Origin of the sequence: Gluconacetobacter liquefaciens (assembly GCF_003350405.1) — a bacterium.
GTDB lineage: Bacteria > Pseudomonadota > Alphaproteobacteria > Acetobacterales > Acetobacteraceae > Gluconacetobacter > Gluconacetobacter liquefaciens.
The window spans coordinates 19859-38908 of the sequence record NZ_QQAW01000016.1 but is presented as its reverse complement, the minus strand read 5'-3'; the positions used below and the strand labels follow the sequence as shown (position 1 = coordinate 38908).

22 protein-coding genes and 1 tRNA gene are annotated in these 19050 nt (G+C 66.7%); 17 read left to right on the top strand and 6 right to left on the bottom strand.

Going from position 1 to position 19050, the window contains the following annotated elements:
- Positions 1 to 4 precede the first annotated feature (4 nt).
- The 5 genes from C7453_RS17550 (at position 5) to C7453_RS17530 (ending at position 4408) form a co-directional block, all read left to right on the top strand.
- A complete protein-coding gene (locus tag C7453_RS17550; protein WP_114729401.1) occupies positions 5 to 283 on the top strand; it encodes a hypothetical protein in 279 nt (92 codons plus the stop codon).
- A complete protein-coding gene (locus C7453_RS17545) occupies positions 280 to 561 on the top strand; it encodes a hypothetical protein (RefSeq protein WP_114729399.1) in 282 nt (93 codons plus the stop codon). The genes C7453_RS17550 and C7453_RS17545 overlap by 4 nt, the downstream gene beginning before the upstream one ends.
- A gap of 207 nt (positions 562 to 768) precedes the next feature.
- Positions 769 to 1764, top strand: coding sequence for a hypothetical protein (locus tag C7453_RS17540; protein WP_141289076.1), 996 nt, complete (start codon positions 769 to 771; stop codon positions 1762 to 1764).
- Positions 1761 to 2192, top strand: coding sequence for a hypothetical protein (locus C7453_RS17535; RefSeq protein WP_114729395.1), 432 nt, complete (start codon positions 1761 to 1763; stop codon positions 2190 to 2192). Before C7453_RS17540 ends, C7453_RS17535 begins: the two co-directional genes overlap by 4 nt.
- An 86-nt stretch (positions 2193 to 2278) precedes the next feature.
- Complete coding sequence (locus C7453_RS17530) at positions 2279 to 4408, top strand: prolyl oligopeptidase family serine peptidase (RefSeq protein WP_170143276.1); 2130 nt, start codon at positions 2279 to 2281, stop codon at positions 4406 to 4408.
- Between the two features lie 123 nt (positions 4409 to 4531).
- Here C7453_RS17530 and rpsU read toward each other — a convergent pair whose 3' ends face one another.
- Positions 4532 to 4735 (bottom strand): 30S ribosomal protein S21, encoded by a 204-nt coding sequence (rpsU, locus tag C7453_RS17525; protein WP_010506446.1) that lies wholly within the window; start codon positions 4733 to 4735, stop codon positions 4532 to 4534.
- Between the two features lie 254 nt (positions 4736 to 4989).
- Between rpsU and def the strand changes: the two genes are divergently transcribed.
- From def to C7453_RS17500, 5 genes are all read left to right on the top strand, one after another.
- The gene (gene def / locus C7453_RS17520; RefSeq protein ID WP_114729439.1) at positions 4990 to 5520 is read left to right on the top strand and encodes a peptide deformylase; all 531 of its coding nucleotides are present in this window, start codon (positions 4990 to 4992) and stop codon (positions 5518 to 5520) included.
- The gene (locus C7453_RS17515; protein WP_114729393.1) at positions 5517 to 6179 is read left to right on the top strand and encodes a ubiquinone biosynthesis protein COQ9; all 663 of its coding nucleotides are present in this window, start codon (positions 5517 to 5519) and stop codon (positions 6177 to 6179) included. Before def ends, C7453_RS17515 begins: the two co-directional genes overlap by 4 nt.
- 68 nt (positions 6180 to 6247) lie before the next feature.
- Complete coding sequence (locus tag C7453_RS17510) at positions 6248 to 6715, top strand: MarR family winged helix-turn-helix transcriptional regulator (protein ID WP_174787997.1); 468 nt, start codon at positions 6248 to 6250, stop codon at positions 6713 to 6715.
- An 85-nt stretch (positions 6716 to 6800) separates the two neighbouring features.
- Positions 6801 to 7535 carry a response regulator gene (locus C7453_RS17505; protein WP_114729437.1) on the top strand — a complete coding sequence of 245 codons (735 nt, stop codon included), beginning with the start codon at positions 6801 to 6803 and terminating at the stop codon, positions 7533 to 7535.
- 24 nt (positions 7536 to 7559) lie between these two features.
- Positions 7560 to 8954, top strand: coding sequence for an ATP-binding protein (locus C7453_RS17500; protein ID WP_114729389.1), 1395 nt, complete (start codon positions 7560 to 7562; stop codon positions 8952 to 8954).
- Between the two features lie 70 nt (positions 8955 to 9024).
- Here C7453_RS17500 and C7453_RS17495 read toward each other — a convergent pair whose 3' ends face one another.
- On the bottom strand, positions 9025 to 9588 hold the full coding sequence (locus tag C7453_RS17495; protein WP_114729388.1) for an outer membrane protein assembly factor BamE: 564 nt from the start codon (positions 9586 to 9588) through the stop codon (positions 9025 to 9027).
- Positions 9589 to 9737: 149 nt separating this feature from the next.
- Here C7453_RS17495 and C7453_RS17490 point away from each other — a divergent pair, with 149 nt between their 5' ends.
- The 7 genes from C7453_RS17490 (at position 9738) to C7453_RS17460 (ending at position 14229) form a co-directional block, all read left to right on the top strand.
- A complete protein-coding gene (locus C7453_RS17490) occupies positions 9738 to 10289 on the top strand; it encodes a YceD family protein (RefSeq protein WP_114729386.1) in 552 nt (183 codons plus the stop codon).
- Positions 10290 to 10428: 139 nt separating this feature from the next.
- The gene (rpmF, locus tag C7453_RS17485; protein ID WP_012554867.1) at positions 10429 to 10632 is read left to right on the top strand and encodes a 50S ribosomal protein L32; all 204 of its coding nucleotides are present in this window, start codon (positions 10429 to 10431) and stop codon (positions 10630 to 10632) included.
- 121 nt (positions 10633 to 10753) lie between these two features.
- A complete protein-coding gene (gene plsX / locus C7453_RS17480; RefSeq protein ID WP_114729384.1) occupies positions 10754 to 11851 on the top strand; it encodes a phosphate acyltransferase PlsX in 1098 nt (365 codons plus the stop codon).
- A 59-nt stretch (positions 11852 to 11910) separates the two neighbouring features.
- Entirely contained in the window at positions 11911 to 12879 is a 969-nt protein-coding gene (locus C7453_RS17475) for a beta-ketoacyl-ACP synthase III (protein WP_114729382.1), read from the top strand.
- Positions 12880 to 13011: 132 nt separating this feature from the next.
- Positions 13012 to 13329 carry an integration host factor subunit alpha gene (locus C7453_RS17470; RefSeq protein WP_114729380.1) on the top strand — a complete coding sequence of 106 codons (318 nt, stop codon included), beginning with the start codon at positions 13012 to 13014 and terminating at the stop codon, positions 13327 to 13329.
- Entirely contained in the window at positions 13326 to 14072 is a 747-nt protein-coding gene (locus tag C7453_RS17465) for a MerR family transcriptional regulator (protein ID WP_170143275.1), read from the top strand. Before C7453_RS17470 ends, C7453_RS17465 begins: the two co-directional genes overlap by 4 nt.
- Before the next feature lie 83 nt (positions 14073 to 14155).
- Positions 14156 to 14229 (top strand) — tRNA-Pro (locus C7453_RS17460).
- Positions 14230 to 14318: 89 nt separating this feature from the next.
- Here C7453_RS17460 and C7453_RS17455 read toward each other — a convergent pair.
- The 4 genes from C7453_RS17455 to C7453_RS17440 all read right to left on the bottom strand — a co-directional run bounded on the left by C7453_RS17455 (position 14319) and on the right by C7453_RS17440 (position 18994).
- The gene (locus tag C7453_RS17455) at positions 14319 to 15488 is read right to left on the bottom strand and encodes an AI-2E family transporter (RefSeq protein WP_114729433.1); all 1170 of its coding nucleotides are present in this window, start codon (positions 15486 to 15488) and stop codon (positions 14319 to 14321) included.
- A 20-nt stretch (positions 15489 to 15508) separates the two neighbouring features.
- Positions 15509 to 17587 (bottom strand): S9 family peptidase, encoded by a 2079-nt coding sequence (locus tag C7453_RS17450; RefSeq protein WP_114729378.1) that lies wholly within the window; start codon positions 17585 to 17587, stop codon positions 15509 to 15511.
- A 118-nt stretch (positions 17588 to 17705) separates the two neighbouring features.
- Positions 17706 to 18137 (bottom strand): DUF3574 domain-containing protein, encoded by a 432-nt coding sequence (locus tag C7453_RS17445; protein WP_114729429.1) that lies wholly within the window; start codon positions 18135 to 18137, stop codon positions 17706 to 17708.
- A gap of 5 nt (positions 18138 to 18142) precedes the next feature.
- On the bottom strand, positions 18143 to 18994 hold the full coding sequence (locus C7453_RS17440; RefSeq protein ID WP_114729431.1) for an NUDIX hydrolase: 852 nt from the start codon (positions 18992 to 18994) through the stop codon (positions 18143 to 18145).
- Between the last annotated feature and the right edge of the window lie 56 nt (positions 18995 to 19050).

Sequence of the window (19050 nt, the reverse complement as noted above, 5' to 3'; positions counted from 1 at the left end):
TGCCATGGAGTCACTCGATACCACCTTCGAGCGGATGAAGCTGTTCGAGCAGTCGCTCGGCAGGTTCAACGACCGGCTGGCCGAAACCTATCGTTTTCTTGCCGAGCGCCATGATGCCGCTCGCGACGACTGGCAGGACAAGTTCGCGCGCGACTACGAGGCCGCGTGGGCACCGCTGGAAAGCGGGCTGCGCCAGTGGTGCACGAAGGAAGGCCCCCAGTATCTGGCAGTCATGGAGGAGAAGGCGCGGCTTCTTCAGCGCTATCTGGATGGCGACTGGTGACCGACGCGACACGCCTGATCGGGAAACTGGTTGAATACGACCGGGCGCTCGATATTCACCTCGGGGTTCTGCAGGAGGAGTTCCAGGATCTGGAGCGCGCCTGGCATGGCCTGTCGGATGTCTATCAGGGCGCTGCCGCCGAGGAGTTTCGCGCTGCCTTTCTGGCCGCTACCACGAGAATGCGGCAATACGAGCATGAAACACGGCATCTTCAGAACGTGCTGCGCCGCCAGATCGAGTTCCTGCGGGCGTTCGATCGGCCGGGGTCGATCTCCTGAGAGCCTGTTTGAAAATGCGAGCGGGTGAGGCAAAGCCGCCCTTCGGGGCGCGCGCCCGTCATGTGTGTCCGAGCGTCGGAGTGGAGCGGTCGTGACGCCCGCCCGCCGTGAAGCGCAGGAGGCGCGCGTCGGGTTCGCCGCCGCCGTACATGGCTGGGCAGGGCCTGACACGATGTCTGGCCCGTTGCCTGATCCGGGAGCGATGCGATGCTTGATCCGAGAGGCCTGATCATATTGATGGAGGACCTGGATCATGAAATCCGGCGTCCTTATAATCAGATTGTCAGTCTTCAGGCTAGCGAGGCCAAGGCGCATCTTGCGCTGAGGTCGACGTTTGAAAATCTGGCGGCCGTCATTGCGGGCTTGTCGGGCGACGTGGCGCTGCTGGTGCAGGAGGCGCGTGTGGGCGTCGATCGCGGCAACAGGGATATCGCGCGCAGCGACGAGGCCGTGAACGGCTTCCGACGTGGACTGGATTTTTCGCGTGGCGTGCTGGCCAGAGCCGTGGGGGCTGTCAGCCAATGCACCGTGGAACTGAATGCCGCGCGGGCCGAGCGTAATCATGCCGAAGTGGCGTATGACGCGGCACAGGGCCAATACAGGGCAGCCCAGACCGCCTATGACCGGGCGTCGGATGCGCTGAGACGCGCGGAAGCCGCCTTGAGTAGCTGCCGTGCCCAGATCAGGACGGATTCCGAAGGGAACAGGATTTATCCGAACTGTTCCTGGGAAGCCGGCGCCGTAAGCCGTGCGTCTGGCGAGTGTGCTGCCGCGCGGAATGCCTGCGATGCAGCGTTCGCCCGCATGCAACTGGCGCAGGACCGGCTCGTGCAGGCGAGAGCGCATGAACAGCGTTGCCTGAATCGGCTGGAAGTGGCCGAGCAGGCCAGGGGGGAGGCCGTGCAATCCGAGCAGATCGCGCTTGGTGGATTGCGGGAAGGAGAGCAGGCGGCGACCGCCGCGAGAAAGGCGCATCATCTGGCAAGTTCCAGGCTGTCGCATGCGCGGATGGCGGACGAGGCCATCGAGACGGCACGGGTCGGGATGGCCGCCGCGATCGCGGACATCGATGCGGTCAAGCCGATGGTCTCTGATCTGAAGGCGCTTTGCGAGAAGGCCGGCGATATCCTGCGCGCGGCACAGCGTGGGCTGGTGGAGAGGATCGAGATCCTGAGAGCGTTTGATCGGGGAGCGGGATTGTGAGTTTTGGCGATCAGGCTGCCTATCTGCTGACGCTTCTGAAACATGCGGAAGACGAGCGTGCCGCGACCGGCTTCAGCGTGACGCGATGGCTGGAGACGACCGAAGAGAGCCGCCAGAAATGGCGGGACCGGGCGGCGCAATCGCTTTTTCACGGCAGGTTCGACCCATACGAAGACGTATTGAAAGAGCATCTGGGAATCGCGGACGCTCTTGCGACATCGAACAGGACTGTCGCGGGGCGCTGCCAGGCGGCGACGCTGGAGATGGACCAGACGATCCGACAGATGAGTGCGGCGAAGGATTTCGATGCCGGTATCGATGATGCGTTCTCTCTGGCCGAACGCCATTTGAGCCAGGGACAGCAGGAGGCGCGGCGGGCACAGGCGCTGGCCAACGTCGCCAATATGCGCCTCGCGAACCTGGGATAGAAGGCGGGCCGGCCGTTTTCGGGCATTCCGTGTCGGGTTTCGTTTCGTGCTTCCCTCGGGGCGAAAGCTCTGGAATGCTTTCGGTCATGAAACTGTTTCGTCATGCCCTTGCCGGTGCCGCGCTGCTGGCCGGCGTTGGTTCCGTTCCGGTCGCCGCGATGGCTTCGGCCGATCCTTCCGAGCCGCTATCGGCGGCGTTGCTGTCCCAGGTGCGCGGTGCGGCGGCGCTGTCGTGGGTGGACCAGCAGAACCGGCGCACCTTCGCCGCGCTGGAGGCCGATCCGCGTTATCGCGGGTTTCAGGATTCGGTGCTGCGAATCCGTCAGGATGCCCATCGCATCCCGGTGCCGGCGTTCCTTGGCGGGGCGATCTTCAATCTGTGGCAGGATGCGGCGCATCCGCGCGGGATCTGGCGCGATGCCACGCCGGAAAGCTTCCTGGCCGGGCAGCCGGCGTGGACCACGCGGCTGGATGTGGACGATCTGGCCCGGCGGGAGCATCGGGACTGGGTGTTTCAGGGGGCCGACTGTCTGGCGCCCGACGATTCGCCCTGTTTGATCCAGCTTTCGGAAGGGGGCGAGGACGCGACGACCCTGAGGGAATTCGCGCCCCTGTCCGGCGGGTTCGTGCCCGGTGGATTCCTGTTGCCCCATTCCAAGCAGGATGTGGCCTGGCAGGATCGCGACACGCTGCTGGTGGCGCGTGACTGGGGCGACGGCGCGACCGGCGTGATGGGCGGGGCGATGACCCGTTCGGGTTATCCGTTCGTGGTGCGGCGCCTGCGCCGGGGGCAGGCGCTGGACCAGGCCGTGGAGGTGATGCGCGGCCAGCACGATGATGTGTCGGTGTCGCCGGTGGCGTTGTCTGACGGGGACGGGCACCGGCTGGTGCTGATCCGTCGTGCGGTCACGTTCTTCGAGGATCGGTACAGTCTGGTCACCGGGCAGGGGGTGCGGGCGCTCGATCTGCCCGCGCGCATGGATCTGCGTGGCCTGCTGGCGGGGCGGCTGATCTTGTCGGCCAATGAGGATTGGGTGTCGGGCGGCGTGAGGGTTGCGGCCGGCAGCGTCATCGCCGTCGATCCGGACGGGCGCAAGCCGGTGCGGGTGCTGTTTGCGCCCGGTGCGCGTCAGGCGGTCGACGAGGTCGCGGTAACCGGGACCGGTGTGGTGATGACGGTGCTCGACTCGGTACGTGGTCAGGGGTGGGTCTATCGGCCCGATGCGGCCGGCGGCTGGCATGGTGTGCGGCTGGCGCTGCCCGATATGATGTCGGTCCATGTCATGGATGCCGACCGCCGCTCTGGGCGGGCGTTTCTTTCGGTTTCGGGCTTCCTGACGCCCCAGCAACTCTGGCTGGCCGACAGCACTGATGGCAGCGCGCGGAAGATCATGGAACTGCCGCCCCAGTTCGACACCGCCGGGCTGGTGGTCGGGCAGGAATGGGCGATTTCGACCGACGGGACGCGCATTCCCTATTTCATCGTGCATCGGGCGGATATGCGCCGTGATGGCAGGAATCCGACGCTGCTCACCGCCTATGGCGGGTTCCAGGCTTCCTCACTGCCCGACTATGACCCGGTGGCGGGGCGGCTGTGGCTGGATCGCGGCGGGGTTTATGTGGTGGCCAATATCCGGGGTGGTGGCGAGTTCGGACCGGCCTGGCACGAGGCCGGACGGATGACCGGACGGCAGCATGTCTTCGACGATTTCGCCGCCGTGGCGCGGGACCTGATCGCCCGGAAGGTGACCGCGCCCGCGCATCTGGGGATTCGCGGGCGTTCGAATGGCGGCCTGCTGATGGGGGTGGAACTGACCCAGCACCCCGATCTGTGGGGAGCGGTGATCGTCGGCGTGCCGCTGCTGGACATGGAGCATTTCGAGACGATGGCCGCCGGGGCCTCGTGGGTCGGGGAGTATGGCAGCATGAGCGTGCCGGCGCAGCGGGCATTCCTGCAGAGGATCTCGCCGCTGCGGGCGCTGCGCCCCGGTGTGCGCTACCCCGAGCCGTTTATCTTCACCTCGACGCTCGATGACCGGGTGGGGCCGGTGCATGCGCGCCTGTTCGCCGCGCGATTGCAGACGCTGGGGGTGCCGTTCCTGTATTACGAGGATACCGAAGGCGGGCATTCCGGGACGGTGAATGCAAACGAGATCGCGCGCGAGCGTGCGCTGGAGGCGGTGTATCTGAGTCGTCTCATGACGTCGGGCGGCTGAGGGGGCAGTTTCGGGCTGCGCTGGGCGGGTCCATGAGACACACGCCCATGGTTCCGGGCATGAAAAAAGCCGGCCTCCCGAGGGAGGCCGGCTTTTTTGCGGGGATCGACGCCCGAGGGCGGATCAGAACCCTTCGCGCTCCAGACGCTTGCGCTCCATCTTGCGGGCGCGGCGCACGGCCTCGGCAGCCTCGCGCGCCTTGCGCTCGGAGGGCTTTTCGTAGTGGCGACGCAGCTTCATCTCACGGAAGATGCCTTCACGCTGCATCTTCTTCTTGAGTGCCTTGAGAGCCTGGTCGACATTGTTGTCGCGAACGAGAACCTGCACTGGGTCGCTTACTCCTGTTTGTGGCTGCCTTGGGGTGAACCACGAAAACCATGGATGGGTTACCGCCCAAGGCCCGGCCCTGCATGCGATTCCCGAATGGCGCGGAGCTATAACATGGGCTCTGCGCGAAATACAAATCATTCCGCCCGTTTTCTGCCGGCTTTGGGCGGACTATTTTACAGGCCCGCCGCGCGTCAGGCGCGGGGGTGGATGATTTCGGGCGGCCACGCCGGCAGGACGAAGGATTAGATATCGTGACCTTGCTCAAGATCGCCCGGATGGGCCATCCCGTGCTGTTGCGTCGCGCTGACGACGTGCCGGACCCCACCGGGCCGGAGATCGGCCGGCTGATCGACGATATGATCGAGACGATGGAGGATGCACGCGGAGCCGGGCTGGCCGCGCCGCAGGTGCATGTCTCGCTGCGGCTGTTCGTCTATCGCGTGCCGGCTGAGCGCAGTGCGGGGGAGGACGACCCGCCGCGCGCGGCCAGCGTGCTGATCAACCCCGTGCTGCGGCCGGTCGGTGACGAGATGGTGTTGCGGCCCGAGGGGTGCCTATCGATTCCCGGCCTGCGGGGCATGGTGCCGCGCCATGTGCGCGTTGCCTATTCGGGTCTGGATCGGGATGGTGCGCCGGTGGAAGGCGTGGCGACGGGTTTTCTGGCTAACGTGTTGCAACATGAGTACGATCACCTGGATGGCATTCTTTATCCGATGCGGATGAAGGATCTGGGCCAGATGGGATTCGACGAGGAAATCGGGCGCTACGGAGTGCGGACATGAACGGGATTGGGGCGGTCGCGGGGCTCGCGGGCCGGCTGGCCGGGTGCGCTCTCGCCTGTGGCGTGGCGGCGCGGCCGGAGCGTAGCCTGGCGCGGGACGAGGCGGTATGTCGGCTGGGGGCTGTGGCCGGTGAGCGCGGATGGGGGGTGGACGTGCTGCGCGATGTCGCCGGCCCGGATGCCGACCTGCTGTTTCCGGGTGGCTCCGCCGAACTGGTCGAGGCGTGGTTCGACCTGGCCGACCGGATCATGATCGATGCCGCGCGGGGGCCGGACGAGCCGCGTCTGGGGCAGCGGGTGCGGGCGGTCATCCTGTTGCGGCTGGGTGCAGTGACGCCGGATCGGGACGCGGTGCGTCGGGCGCTGGCGGTTCTGCTCTCGCCCGGCCATGCGGGGCTGCTGGCGCGGGTCATGGCCCGGACGGTGGATGCGATCTGGGAAGCGGCGGGGGATCATGCGACCGGGATCACCCGGCAGACCAAGCGGATGAGCCTGGGCACGATCTATGCGCAGGTGCTGCTGTTCTGGCTGGCGCGGGGGGATGACAGCGCGGCGGTGGCGGCTTTCCTGGATCGGCGACTGGCCGGCGTGGTGCGTCTGGGGCGGGCGAAGCAGGCGCTGCTGACGCGCCTGCGGCCCGGACGGGCGCAGGCCGCGTGAGCGAACAGAAAGCGCCGGGCCGATGGCAGGGGGCGGGCGCCGGGCTGCTGTTTCTCCGCGAGGAGGAGATGCGGCAGGCGCAGGAACTGATGATGCTGGCCTGGCGGGATTTCGGCGGGGTGGTCGATCCGGTGCTGGAATCGCTGGGGCTGGGGCGGGCCCACCACCGGATATTGCAGCTTGTGGGCCATCATCCCGGTATCGCCGTCGGTGTGCTGATCGACCTGTTGGGCATTACCAAGCAGAGCCTGGGCCGGGCGCTGACCGACCTGCAGGCACGGGGCTATGTGGTGCAGGAGGTGGGGCGGCAGGACCGACGGCTGCGCCTGTTGTCACTGACCGAGAGCGGGGCGGCGGTGGAGCGGCAGCTTTTCGACCTGCAGCGCGAGAAGCTGATGGGGGTATACCGCGATGTGGGCGCCGCCGCGATCGACGGATTCCGGCGTGTCGTGCTGGGACTGATGGACGACCGGACGCGCTGTGTGCTTGAGGACATGGCCACGGCGGCGGAACGGGCGCATCGTGGCGGCGCATGAGAGGCCGTTTGGAAAACGCCGATGGTGAGCGCAGGCCGCCGCCCGCGGGGCTTTTCAAACAGCCTTTGAGCCGGGACGGACGATGATGGGACTAGACGGGCGAGACAACGGCGTGCGTGACGGATCGGTGGTGGGGGCGCACATCCTGGTGGTGGATGACGACCCGCGCCTGCGTCGCCTGCTGCAACGCTACCTGACCGAACATGGCTTTCGCATCAGCGCGGCGTCGTCGGCCGCCGAGGCGCGGCAGGTGCTGGGCTTCATGCAGCCCGACGCGATGGTGCTGGACGTGACCATGCCGGGCGAGAACGGGCTGGTGCTGACCCGCGCCCTGCGGCAGGAGGGGCAGGACCTGCCGATCCTGCTGCTGACCGCGCGCGGCGAGCCGGAGGACCGGATCGACGGGCTGGAGGCTGGGGCGGACGATTATCTCGGCAAGCCGTTCGAGCCGCGCGAACTGCTGCTGCGGCTGAAGGCGCATCTGCGGCGTTTCGCCCCGCCCGCGCCCTCGGACAACCTGCGGGTCGTACGGCTGGGTGGGCTGGAGTTCGACCCGGCGCGCGGCCTGCTGTCCGGACCTGATGGCAGCGTTCACCTGACTGGCGGGGAAGTCGCGCTGCTGAACGCGCTGGCGCGCCGCCCCAACGAGATCCTGGCCCGTGACGAAATCGCCCGCCTGCTGGACATGGAGGAAATCGGCGAACGCGCGGTGGACGTTCAGGTGACGCGTCTGCGTCGCCGGATCGAGCCCGATCCGCGCGAGCCGCGTTTTCTCCAGACCGTGCGGGGCAAGGGCTATGTGCTGAAACCGGGCATGTGACGGCGGGCGGGAGAGGGACCAGCCATGGCGGAGGGTGAGGGGCCGGGCGCGTCGACGCGGCCACGCGCCATGGCGGGGTTCTATCGCCGGATGGATCGGCCCGTGCGCCGGGTCCTGCCGCGCTCGCTGCTGGGGCGGATGCTGCTGATCGTGCTGATCCCGCTGCTGGTCACGCAGGGGATTTCGCTGGAGCTGTTCTACGGCAATTATCTCAAGGTCGTGTCGCGCCGCATGTCGGGCGCCGTGGCGGCGGATATCGTCCTGACGCTGGACCTGCTGAAGCGGTATCACGCGCCTGGCGACAGGGTCTGGATCATGAACCAGGCCAGGGTGCGCACGCAGTTGGACATGGATTGGGCCCCCGGACAGAGCCTGTCGCGCACGGGCTCGACCCATGTGCTTGGCCCGATGGATGAAGATCTGGCCGATGCGCTGGATGGTTCGATCGGCCGTCCGTTTTTCGTCGACTGGGTCGGCGATCCGCAGACCGTGCATATCCGGATCCAGATGCCCGATGGGGTGCTCGATGTGGGCGCGCCACGCAAGCGGCTGGCGGTGGCGCCCATCTGGCTGTTCGTGGCCTGGGTGGTGGGCAGCACGTTCCTGCTGTTCCTGATCGCCAGCCTGTTCATGCGCAACCAGATCCGCGCGATCCGCCGTCTGGCGCGGGCGGCCGAACTGTTCGGGCTGGGGCGCGATACCGGGCCCATCCACCCCGAGGGCGCGCAGGAGGTGCGCAAGGCGGCCATTGCGTTCAACCGTATGCAGGAGCGTATTTTCCGGTTCGTGGCGCAGCGCACGGCGATGCTGGCGGGCGTCTCGCACGATCTGCGGACGCCGCTGACCCGCCTGCGCCTATCACTGGCGATGATCCCGCCACAGGGCACCATCGACGCCACGCAGCTTCATGCCGAGGTGAACGACATGGTTGGCGACGTGGCGGAAATGGAGGGCATGATCGAAAGCTACCTCTCCTTCGCCAGAGGAGAGGGGGCGGAGACGCCGGTCCTGGTCGATATGGGACAGATGCTGGACGAGGTGGCATCCGCCTTTCGGCGGGCGGGTGGAACCGTGCTGTCCATCTCGGTGCCGCGACCGGTCGAAGCCGTTCTGCGGCCGGGCGCGATCCGCCGCGTGATGGATAACCTGTTGCAGAACGCGCGGCGACAGGGCGCACGGGTGGCCCTGAGCGCCAGCCATGACGAGCGGGGGGTGGTGATCTGCGTCGACGATGACGGGCCGGGCATTCCGCAAGACCGGATGGAGGCGGTCTTCCGGCCGTTCGAGAGTGGGCAGGACGGGGGGACCGGGCTGGGCCTGACCATCGCGCGCGATATCGTGCGCGCGCATGGCGGGGACATCGCGCTGCGGCAGAGCCGGCTGGGCGGTCTGCAGGTCCGGATCGTATTGCCGGCATAGGCGTAGAAAGAGCGCGCGTAGGCGTTGCGGCCCTGATGACGCAGGCAGGGCCGCCTTGCAGGCTGCCCTTTTACGGGAGGGTGTTGCCCGAGCCGGCATGACCCGGACCGCTGTTGGAACTCATCGGGCCGCTGCTGCCGCCGAATGTGCTGTTCATGTTGCTCAGCGGGTTGTAGCGGCCGACATTGCCCAGGATCTGTTGCAGGACGTTGATCTTGGTGCCCGGAGTCGGCGTTGCGCCGGGGGCCATGTTGGTGGGCCGTGCGTCGTTCTTGTCGAGGGTCTGTAGGGTCCGCAGCACGCCCTTGTCGTCGAAATTCAGCACGACGACGTTCTGGGAGCGGATGCTCGGGAAGTCCATGGGCGCCGGTACGGTGCGCATGGAGATGTAGATCCATGTGTTGTCGTCGAACGTGGCGTGGGTGGTGGGCGAGCCCAGCAGGTCCATCGCTTCGGCGCGCGTGCTGACACCGGGCTTGAGCTGCTTGTAATCATCCGCCTCGATCAGCGAGCCGCGCTGTCCGGGGCGGGGCGAGAAGATCGAGCAGCCGGACAGCAGCAGGCTGAATCCTACGATCGCGCAAGGAAGAAGACGCCCGATGGGGCGGATGGTCGTGTCCGAAGATGACCGCATGGCCTGTGGGGCGTCCTGATCCGGGGAAAACTCTTCCGTCGGGTGCCCGATTGGGGTGGCGAAGTCAATTCTTCATCGCCATACAGGGAGCATTATCAGCATGAGGCGGGCGGATTTGCCGGGTCGCCGCCGGGCGGGAGCAGGACAGGATGAAGACGGAATTTTCCCGCAGGCTCGCGGTTGGACGAATCGGAGCGGCGGGCCGGGAGATGGAGATCGAGGCCGACGCCGCCGAGCGTGCCGCCCTGGCGCGCCGTTTCGGCCTGCCGGCGATCCATGCGCTCTCCTGCCGTTATCGCCTGACGCTGGGCCGGCGGGATGAGGTTCTAGCCGAAGGCTGGATGACGGCCGAGGTGGAGCAGGAATGCGTGCTGACGGCCGAGCCGTTCGTGAGCGTACTGACCGCGGAGATCGTCGCGCGCCTGGTGCCGGCGGAACGGTTTCGCGAGGATGAGGAACTGGACCCCGAGGCGGTGGACGAGATCCCGTATGAGAACGATACGATCGACCTGGGCGAACTGACGGCCGAGGAATTGTCGCTGGCGCTCGATCTCTACCCGCGTCGACCGGGGGCCATGCTGCCCGACGAGATCGGGCATGTGGATGTGCCGCCGACGAATCCGGAAGGAGCGGAGGACGCGGAAGAGGGCCGTCCGTCGCCGTTCGCGGGGCTGGCGGCGCTGCGGAAGGATGATACATAGAGGCGTGCCGGGGGCGGGGCGGTGAGAAGATGCCTTGCGAATGGGCTTTCTTCCTGCTAGAGGCGCCCCCTCATTATTGATAACTGATCGGGCTCCAGCAGGGCCCGGTTAAGATCTCAGATCGGAGGGGCCCGGGCCCATGGCTGTACCCAAAAGAAAAACCTCACCGTCCCGTCGCGGCATGCGCCGCAGCCACGAGGCGCTGAGCGTGCAGGCACATGCCGAATGCGCGAATTGCGGCGAACTGAAGCGTCCGCACCATGTTTGCAGCCATTGCGGCCATTATGACGGCCGTGAGGTCGTTGCGGCTGGCAAGACGCTGAAGACCGCCGTCCGGGCCTGACCGGCGGCGCATGGCTGCACGGACGCGATGACATGGCCCGTCAGGTGGCGGGCCATGCTTTTTTGCGACACGATTCCGTGACGACCTTGCGAATTTGGTGTTCACCCGGCAGAAGGCAGGCATGAGCGAGACAGGTTCCTCTTTTTCCGGGGCTGAGCCCTTCACGCTGGCGGTTGACGGCATGGGGGGGGACGGTGGTCCGGAAGTTGTGGTGGCCGGCCTGGCGATTGCTGCCGACAGGCACCCCGGCACACGGGTTCTGCTGATCGGGGACGAGCGCCGCTTGACCGAGACGCTGGCCCGCCACCCGAAGGCGGCCGCGATCTGCACGGTGCGCCCGGCGGGCAGCGCCATTTCCATGGACATGAAGCCGACGGCCGCATTGCGCGTGCGCGATTCGTCGATGCGGCTGGCGATGGATGCCGTGGCGCAGGGCGAGGCCCTGGGCGTGGTGTCGGCCGGCAACAGCGGTGCGATGCTGGCGCTGGCCAAGATCGTCATCAAGACCCTTCCCGGCGTCTCCCGTCCCGCCATGGCGGCGATCAGCCCGACATTGAAGGGCGATGTCGTGATGCTGGATCTGGGCGCCAATGTCGCCTGCGACGCGCGCAACCTCGTTGAATTTGCGGTGATGGGCGAAGCCTTCGCCAAGGCGGTGCTGGGTTTGCCCGCGCCGACCATCGGCCTGCTGAATGTCGGGTCGGAGGAAGTGAAGGGTGACGAAAAGCTGCGCCAGGCGGCCGAGATTCTGCGCAACAGCGCTCTGAGCGCGCAGTTCCATGGATTTGTCGAAGGGCATGATATTACCGCCGGCACGACCGATGTGGTGGTGACCGACGGCTTCACCGGCAATGTCGCGCTGAAGACCGGCGAGGGCGCGCTGAAGATGGCGTTCGTGCTGCTGCGGCAGGTTTTCCGTTCGGGCCTGTTGGCCAAGCTGGGTTACCTGTTGGTGCGGCCCGGCCTGGAACGCATGCGCGAATGGTTGGACCCGCGACGCTATAATGGCGCCGTATTCGTCGGCCTCAATGGTGTTGTGGTCAAATCGCATGGCGGGACCGATGCGGAAGGCTTTGCATCGGCGGTGGATGTTGCCATGGATATGGTATCGCACCGGTTCAATGAAAGCATAAGGGAACAGATCTCCCGACTGGAGACGCTGTCCGTCATGCGTCCGGGCGTGGAAAAGGAACAGCCGGCGGTCGCAGCCGTAAGCTGACCCGCTCCGCAGGGGCGGTGCGTCTCCATGGGGGCGAAGCCGGGCTTGGAATGATGGGAATGATGGCGAGACGTTCGCTGATGGTCGGGTTTGGCGGGTACCTGCCGGATCGGATCGTGACCAATGACGAGCTGGCGGCTCGCCTCGAAACTTCGGACGAATGGATCCGAGCCCGTACCGGGATCGGCCAGCGGCACATCGCCGGGCCTGGCGACACCGCCGTGAGCATGGCGGCGGCGGCGGCGGCGCGGGCGCTGGAGTATGCCGGCGTAGCGCCGGCCGATGTGGGCGCGGTCATTGTCGCGACAAGCACGCCGGACCAGGCTTTTCCGGCCACCGCTGTTCGCGTGCAGGCCGAGCTTGGGATGCGGGGTGGCTTCGGCTTCGATATCGCCGCCGCCTGTTCGGGCTTCGTTTATGCTCTGACCGTGGCCGACTCGCTGATTCGTAGCGGCCAGACGGATTCGGCGCTCGTGATCGGCAGCGAAGTCTATTCGCGCATTCTCGACTGGTCGGATCGCGGCACCTGCGTGCTGTTCGGCGATGGCGCCGGGGCCGTACTGCTGAAGGCGGGCGATGCCGCGCAGCCGGCCGGCATTCTCTCCACGCATCTGCATTCGGACGGCACGACGGGTGACCTGCTGTATGTCGATGGGGCGGTGGGGCTGCGCGAGCAGTCCGGCTTCCTGCGCATGCAGGGGCGTGACGTGTTTCGCCATGCGGTGGCCAAGCTTTCCTCTTCGGTGGACGAGGTGCTGCAGGCCAACGGGCTGACCTATGCCGATGTCTCGTGGCTGGTGCCGCATCAGGCCAATCTGCGGATCATCGAGGCGGTGGCGCGCAAGCTGGAGCTGCCGCCCGAGCGTGTGGTGGTGACCGTCGACAAGCATGCCAATACCTCGGCCGCGTCGATCCCGCTGGCGATGAACGAGGCCGTGCGTGATGGTCGCATCCGCAAGGGCGACCTTGTGCTGATGGAGGCGCTGGGCGGCGGACTGACTTGGGGATCGGCCCTGGCGCGCATATAAGCGCGGGCGCCGGGCCTTCGAAGACGGTTTTTCGGGGGCTTGCGGTGACTTGTAGGACATCGAACGTGAAAAAAGAGTGCGGGTTAACGCATTGAATTGACGTGTCCTCGTCGCATGCCATAGCTTTGCACTATGAGCACCGTGACCCGCGCCAGTCTGGCAGAGCATATTTACAGTCAGGTCGGACTCTCCCGAAACGAGTCGGCTGACCTTCTCGAACACGTGCTTGAGCGCGTCGCGAAGGAGCTTGAGGGCGGGAATACCGTTAAAATCAGTGGATTCGGGACGTTCTCCGTCCGTCAGAAGGGGCGTCGGACCGGGCGTAACCCCAAGACGGGCGTCGAGGTGCCGATCCTGCCACGATCGGTCCTGGTCTTCCGGCCCAGCCAGCTTCTGCGGGCGCGGGTCAATGGGCGGCAGGTCGAGGGCATCGAGGACGACGGTGAATGAACACGCTCAACGCGGAGCAGGGAGACTGGCCGGATGCCGGCATGCCGGAGGCGGGCGAGGCTGCCGATCCCCACGTGCTTGATGACGCAGCCGGTGCCGGTCGCCTGAAAAAGGCGCCCAATGCGTTCCGCACCATCAGCGAGGTCGCGGACGAACTGCATGTTCCGCAGCATGTGCTGCGTTTCTGGGAGACGCGGTTCAGCCAAGTCCGCCCGCTGAAGCGGGGCGGCGGCCGGCGCTATTATCGCCCCGACGATATCGAATTGCTGCGGCGGATTTCGGACCTGCTTTATGTGCAGGGTTATACCATCAAGGGCGTGCAGCGCATGCTGCGTGAAGGTGGGGATTCCGGCGCGCATGCTGCCGAGAACCCGGTCGAAGTAGAAGAATCCGAGCTGGTCGTGCCCGATTCGCCTGTTCCGGTCGAAACGGTGGATGACACGGTGCTTCAGGAAGCCGGGCCTGCGGTAACAGAGCCTGAACTGCCCGAGCCCGTGATGGTCGCACCCGCGTCGGTCGAGCCGGTCGATGGTGAGATCGTGGTGGAAAGCGTGGTCGAATCCGTGACCGTGATGACGGTCGAAGCCGAATCGCCGGCGCCCGTTCCTGCGATTTCGGATGAGGAAACGGATGCAGCCGCCTCGGAAATCGCGCGAATCCATCGCGAGAACCTGATCCTGAAGGATAGTCTGCGTGGGATTCTGGTCGAATTGCAGGCCCTGAGGCGGTTGATTCCGGTCTGAACCGGATTTGGTGTCAGATTGATGGCACTCATGGGTTGCGGAGGATGGCACACGCTGCTACACGGCGTGTCGTCGCAGACGGTCGGGCAGTAGCGCAGCCTGGTAGCGCATCAGTCTGGGGGACTGGGGGTCGTGGGTTCGAATCCCGCCTGCCCGATATTCCCGTCTGCGACCAATTCCCTTGAAAATTTAAAGAGACTATCTCGGGCCGGTTTACCCGGCTCCGGAGTGTCGACGAGGCCGCTGTCAGACGGGGCTTCTGTCCGGCAGGTCGTCCATCTCCTCGCGCTCGGTGCGCGTGGGGTCCTGGATGCGGTCGCGGGTCCAGTTGCGCCAGATCAGGTGCAGGACGGACATAATGGCCGGCCCGATGAACAGGCCCAGCAGGCTCCAGCTTTCCACCCCGCCGAGGATGCTGACCAGGACCCATAGGAAGGGCATCTGGGTCGATCCGCCGATCAGTGCGGGGCGCACGAAATGGTCGGCGATGAAGATCACGGCCATGCCCAGGCAGAAGATGACCAGGGCTGCGATGACGGTGCCCTTCACCAGCAGTGCCAGCGCCACCAGCGTGACCGCCACGACGGCGCAGAACGGGATCATGGCCGCCACTGCGGTGAAGACGCCGAACAGGAACGGGTGCTGCGCGCCCGCGATCAGGTAGGCGACGCCCATCAGCGCGCCTTCGCCAAGCCCCACCAGCACCAGGCCGGCGACCGTGCCGTGGATCGAGGCCACGATCTGTTCGGCAATGGTCTCACCCCGCTTGCCGAAGGCCCGGCGGGACACCACCAGGCATTGCCGGGTGATGGTGTCGCCATCCTTCAGCAGGAAGAACAGGGTGAGGATGGTGAAGATGAACAGCAGGCCGCGATGGAAGACCTGTGTCCCGACCTGCTGCGTCATGCGCACGCTGCGGCCGATATTGAAGGAATGCAGCAGTTCCGACACGTCGTCAGGGTCCTGCAGGTGTTGTTGCCACCAGTTGGTGATGGCCGAGGCACCGGCGGGCAGGCGGCGGAGCCAGCCCGGTACCGGCACGCCGGTATGGCGCGCGATGTCGGCCCAACTCAGGACGCCCTGGGCCTCACGCCCCGCCTCGAGTGCGAAAAGCGCCATCGGAATCAGGAAGATCAGGGCGATCGCGGTAGTGAACAGCAGCGGCAAAAGGACGTTGCCGGGTCGGATCTTCCAGCGGTCGCGGACTGCGACATAGGGCGGCCAGGCCGCGATGGCGAAGATGGCGCCCCAGATCAGCGACGGCAGGAACCCCCGGACCGTATAGAGCCCCAGCAGGACGAAGGAGGTGGCCAGCAGGCCGCGTGCGATGCGCTGCACCTTGTGGCGCTCGCGCATCTGGCGGAACGGCGACCGGTCCATGGGGGGGACGATCGCGGGGCTGCCGTTGTCCGTCATCATGATCCTTTGCTCGGGCGTCACAGCAGGTTCGTGCCATCCGCGGCCCAGATGGCGAAGGCCTGAATCAGTGCGGCTTCCTTCAGGGCATCGAAACGGCCCGAAGCGCCGCCATGGCCGGCTTCCATGTTGATGCGCAGCATGATCGGTCGGTCCGACAGCGTGTGTTCGCGCAGGCGGGCGACCCATTTCGCCGGTTCCCAATAGGTGACGCGCGGGTCCGACAGGCCGCCGATGGCGAGGATGGCGGGATAAGGGCGCGGGCCAACCTGTTCGTAGGCGGCGTAGCTGGCGATCAGGTCGTAGGCGTCCGGGTCTTCCAGCGGGTTGCCCCATTCCGGCCATTCGGGCGGTGTCAGGGGCAGGCTGGTGTCGGACATGGTGTTGAGTTCGTCCACGAATGGCACCACCGCCACGATGCCCGCGAACAGGTCGGGGCGCATGTTGGCGATCGCTCCCATGACCATGCCGCCGGCCGAGCGCCCGTCGCTGACGATTCTGCCGGCACGGGTGAAGCCGGTGGCGACCAGATGTTCGGCGCAGGCGATGAAATCGGTAAAGCTATTGGGCTTGTTGCGTCCGCGCCCGCCGAGGAACCAGTTCCAGCCTTTTTCCGACCCGCCGCGCACATGGGCGATGGCGTAGAACCAGCCCCGATCCACCAGACTGAAAACGCCGGTGGAGAAGGCAGGTTCGATGGTGTGGCCGTAGGACCCGTAGCCGTAGAGCAGCAGGGGGGCGGAGCCGTCGAGCGGCGTGTCGTGCCGCCCCAGCACGGTGACCGGCACCTCGGTTCCGTCAGGGGCGAGGGCGGTGAGGCGCCAGCAGCGATACTGCGCGGGGTCGTGCCCCGACGGGACCTCCTGGCTTTTCACCAGATGGCGGGTCCGTGCCTGCATGTCGTAGGCGTACCATTGCCGGGGCGTGGTCGGGGACTGGTAGACGTAGCGCAGTTCGGTCGTGTCGTATTCGTAGGAGCACGAGAAGGACAGCACGTAGGCCTCCTCGTCGGAGGACAGCACATGGTCCACCCCGTCGGCGGGGCGGATCACCAGGGCCGTGTTGGCGTCGCGGCGTTCGCGCCAGACCAGATGCCCGGCGAAGGCCACGCACTCGGTGATATAGCGGCCGGGCTCATGGGGCACCAGGTCGCGCCAGTTCTCTCGTGACAGGGCGGAGTCGGGCGTTTCCATCAGCTTGAAATCGACCGCGTCGTCGGCGTTGGTGAGAATCGCGAACCGGCTGCCCCAATGGCTGAGCGTGTAGAGCACGCCGCTGCGGCGCGGCTCGACGCAGACGGGTTCGGCTTCAGGGCTGCTGCCGGGGATCAGCCAGGATTCCGAGGTGTCCTGATTGCTGGCGGAAATGACGATCCAGTGCCCGGAGCGGCTGGCCTCGACCCCGATGAAGAAACCGGGGTCGGCTTCCTGATAGACCAGCAAATCGTCGGCGGTGCCGATGCGACGACGAAAGATCTGCGTCGGGCGGCCGTGGCTATCGCGCCAGGTCCAGAACAGGTACTGCGCGTCGGGCGAGAAGGTGAAATTGCCGCTGCAATTCTCGACAGCCGGCCCGACCGGCGCACCGCTGGCGATGTCGCGGATGATGACGCGATAGACTTCCGAGCCCTGGCTGTCTTCCGCGTGGGCGAACAGGCGGTGGTCGGGGCTGTGGGTCGCGGTGGCGACCGCGAAATAGTCGTGGCCCTGTGCCGCATGTTCGACATCCAGCAGGATGGTCTCCTCATCCGGCCGGCCGGCCGGATGGCGGGCGTGGATGGGGTGCTGGGCGCCGGTATTGTAGCGCATGTAATAGCGCCAGGGGCCGTGCGGCAGGGCGGGGTAGGTTTCGTCCTCGCGGATGCGGCCGCGCATCTCGGCGACGATGATGGCCTGCAAGGCTTCGGTCGGCGCCAGGGTGGCGGCGGTATAGGCGTTTTCGGCCCGCAGATGGGCGGCGATGTCCGCGCGCAGCACCGATGGGTCGCGCAGGACGGCCTGCCAGTTCTCGTCCTTCATCCAGCCATATTCGTCCACGCGGGTGCGGCCGAACTGGATGATCGTGTGCGGCTCCTTGCGGGCGACCGGGGCGGTGGTCATCGTCTCTCTCCATCGCTGTCCGACCGGAAGCCGGGACCAGCCGTGAGCATACAAGACCGCCTGTGGAAGGGACAGAGGGGGAGCGACACAGGGCGTGACCGCACCTGACGGGCAGTTTTCAGAAGGCCTGGCAGCCTGTCCGAATGACCAGCCCGACGGATTGCTGCTGGAAGTCGCGGCGGTATTCCGCGCGGATGGCGTCCAGCCGGGTAGTCAGGTCCGGGGCGTCGGGTTCGGTGGCGATCCAGACGATGCGCGAAGGTTCGGCGGTGACCTGCAGGCTGGCGCGGTCGCGCCACTGGCCGCTGGCCTGGAACACGCTGAGCCCGTCTGGGAAGCGCGGGGTGACCGCGCGGCCCAGGAAAGACTGCCACTCCGCGTCGGTGATCGGCCGGCCGTCCGGGCGCGTCAGGCCGAACAGCAGCGAGATCTCGATGCCGCGATGGGCGCCGAATCGTTCGCAGGCCAGGCTTGCGGGCGCAGTGCGATCAGGCGAGGCCGGGGTGCAGGCGGCCAGCAGGCATGCCGCCGCCAGAACATGTGCTGCCATGCGCATCAGGCGAAGGCCGGATTGTCCAGCCCGGACAGGCCCGTGCGCAGGCGACGGCCGTCGGGACTGTCGGGGTCGATGAAGCCATGACGGAGGAACAGGTCGATCAGCACCAGATTGACGTTGAATTTGAAATCGTCGCCCGCCCGCACGATCCGCCAGGCCTCGTCCAGGGGGATCAGCGAGAAGGACTCGACCTCGCCATCGGTTGGGACGGGCACGAAATCGGGCGGCAGATCGAGGTCGTAGCAATGGAGCACGTCGCGGCGCAGGCCCTCGGGGCGCTCCATGGCGTAGCGGATGCGGCCAGTGGGTGTGGCCTGGGCGATCAGGGCAGGGGGGATGCCGGCCTCCTCGGCCGCTTCCTTCTCCAGCGCCTGCCGGGGCGTGTGGCCGGCGGGGATGCCGCCGGCGACGAGGTGGTCGAGCTTGCCGGGGTCCAGGCGCTTGTTCATGGCGCGGCGACCGATCCACAGATGCAGCCCGTCCGGACGGCGGACCAGCCCGTTCATATGCACGCCGTGGGCGATCAGTCCGAAGAGCGGCAGCGCGCCCCGGTCGATGCGTGCGAGGGGCGGCGCGTCGGCCGTGGGGGCGACATCGAACAGTTCGTGGTGGGAGCGGTAGACCCCCTCGGCGGCCAGGGCCTCGCCGAGTGCCTCCAGCCGGGTCGGGTCGTCCAGCACCAGCGCGCCGTCCTGCCGGCGCAGGCCGCGTCGTTCCAGTTCGGGCTCCAGGGTGGGGGCGACCCAGCCGGCCGGGGACGTTCCCAGGCGGAAGGCAGTACGGTCGCCGGGCAGGCGTGCGGTGTTGCAGGAATCGAGATGCCGGAGAAAGGGGGCGGCGTCCGCTGACATGCGCGTCTGCTCCTTATGCGTGGGCTTGGCATACCGGGTGGGGGAAGGTGTGACAA

Bases quoted from the DNA above. Each gene is read 5' to 3' on its own strand.
- plsX (WP_114729384.1), top strand. From the start codon at position 10,754: ATGAGCGAGACAGGTTCCTCTTTTTCCGGGGCTGAGCCCTTCACGCTG.
- C7453_RS17540 (WP_141289076.1), top strand. From the start codon at position 769: ATGCTTGATCCGAGAGGCCTGATCATATTGATGGAGGACCTGGATCAT.
- C7453_RS17445 (WP_114729429.1), bottom strand. From the start codon at position 18,137: ATGGCAGCACATGTTCTGGCGGCGGCATGCCTGCTGGCCGCCTGCACC.
- C7453_RS17515 (WP_114729393.1), top strand. From the start codon at position 5,517: ATGAACGGGATTGGGGCGGTCGCGGGGCTCGCGGGCCGGCTGGCCGGG.
- C7453_RS17450 (WP_114729378.1), bottom strand. From the start codon at position 17,587: ATGACCACCGCCCCGGTCGCCCGCAAGGAGCCGCACACGATCATCCAG.
- C7453_RS17505 (WP_114729437.1), top strand. From the start codon at position 6,801: ATGGGACTAGACGGGCGAGACAACGGCGTGCGTGACGGATCGGTGGTG.
- C7453_RS17500 (WP_114729389.1), top strand. From the start codon at position 7,560: ATGGCGGAGGGTGAGGGGCCGGGCGCGTCGACGCGGCCACGCGCCATG.
- C7453_RS17470 (WP_114729380.1), top strand. From the start codon at position 13,012: ATGAGCACCGTGACCCGCGCCAGTCTGGCAGAGCATATTTACAGTCAG.
- C7453_RS17440 (WP_114729431.1), bottom strand. From the start codon at position 18,994: ATGTCAGCGGACGCCGCCCCCTTTCTCCGGCATCTCGATTCCTGCAAC.
- C7453_RS17475 (WP_114729382.1), top strand. From the start codon at position 11,911: ATGATGGCGAGACGTTCGCTGATGGTCGGGTTTGGCGGGTACCTGCCG.
- C7453_RS17550 (WP_114729401.1), top strand. From the start codon at position 5: ATGGAGTCACTCGATACCACCTTCGAGCGGATGAAGCTGTTCGAGCAG.
- C7453_RS17510 (WP_174787997.1), top strand. From the start codon at position 6,248: ATGCGGCAGGCGCAGGAACTGATGATGCTGGCCTGGCGGGATTTCGGC.
- rpmF (WP_012554867.1), top strand. From the start codon at position 10,429: ATGGCTGTACCCAAAAGAAAAACCTCACCGTCCCGTCGCGGCATGCGC.
- C7453_RS17495 (WP_114729388.1), bottom strand. From the start codon at position 9,588: ATGCGGTCATCTTCGGACACGACCATCCGCCCCATCGGGCGTCTTCTT.
- C7453_RS17490 (WP_114729386.1), top strand. From the start codon at position 9,738: ATGAAGACGGAATTTTCCCGCAGGCTCGCGGTTGGACGAATCGGAGCG.
- C7453_RS17530 (WP_170143276.1), top strand. From the start codon at position 2,279: ATGAAACTGTTTCGTCATGCCCTTGCCGGTGCCGCGCTGCTGGCCGGC.
- C7453_RS17465 (WP_170143275.1), top strand. From the start codon at position 13,326: ATGAACACGCTCAACGCGGAGCAGGGAGACTGGCCGGATGCCGGCATG.
- C7453_RS17455 (WP_114729433.1), bottom strand. From the start codon at position 15,488: ATGACGGACAACGGCAGCCCCGCGATCGTCCCCCCCATGGACCGGTCG.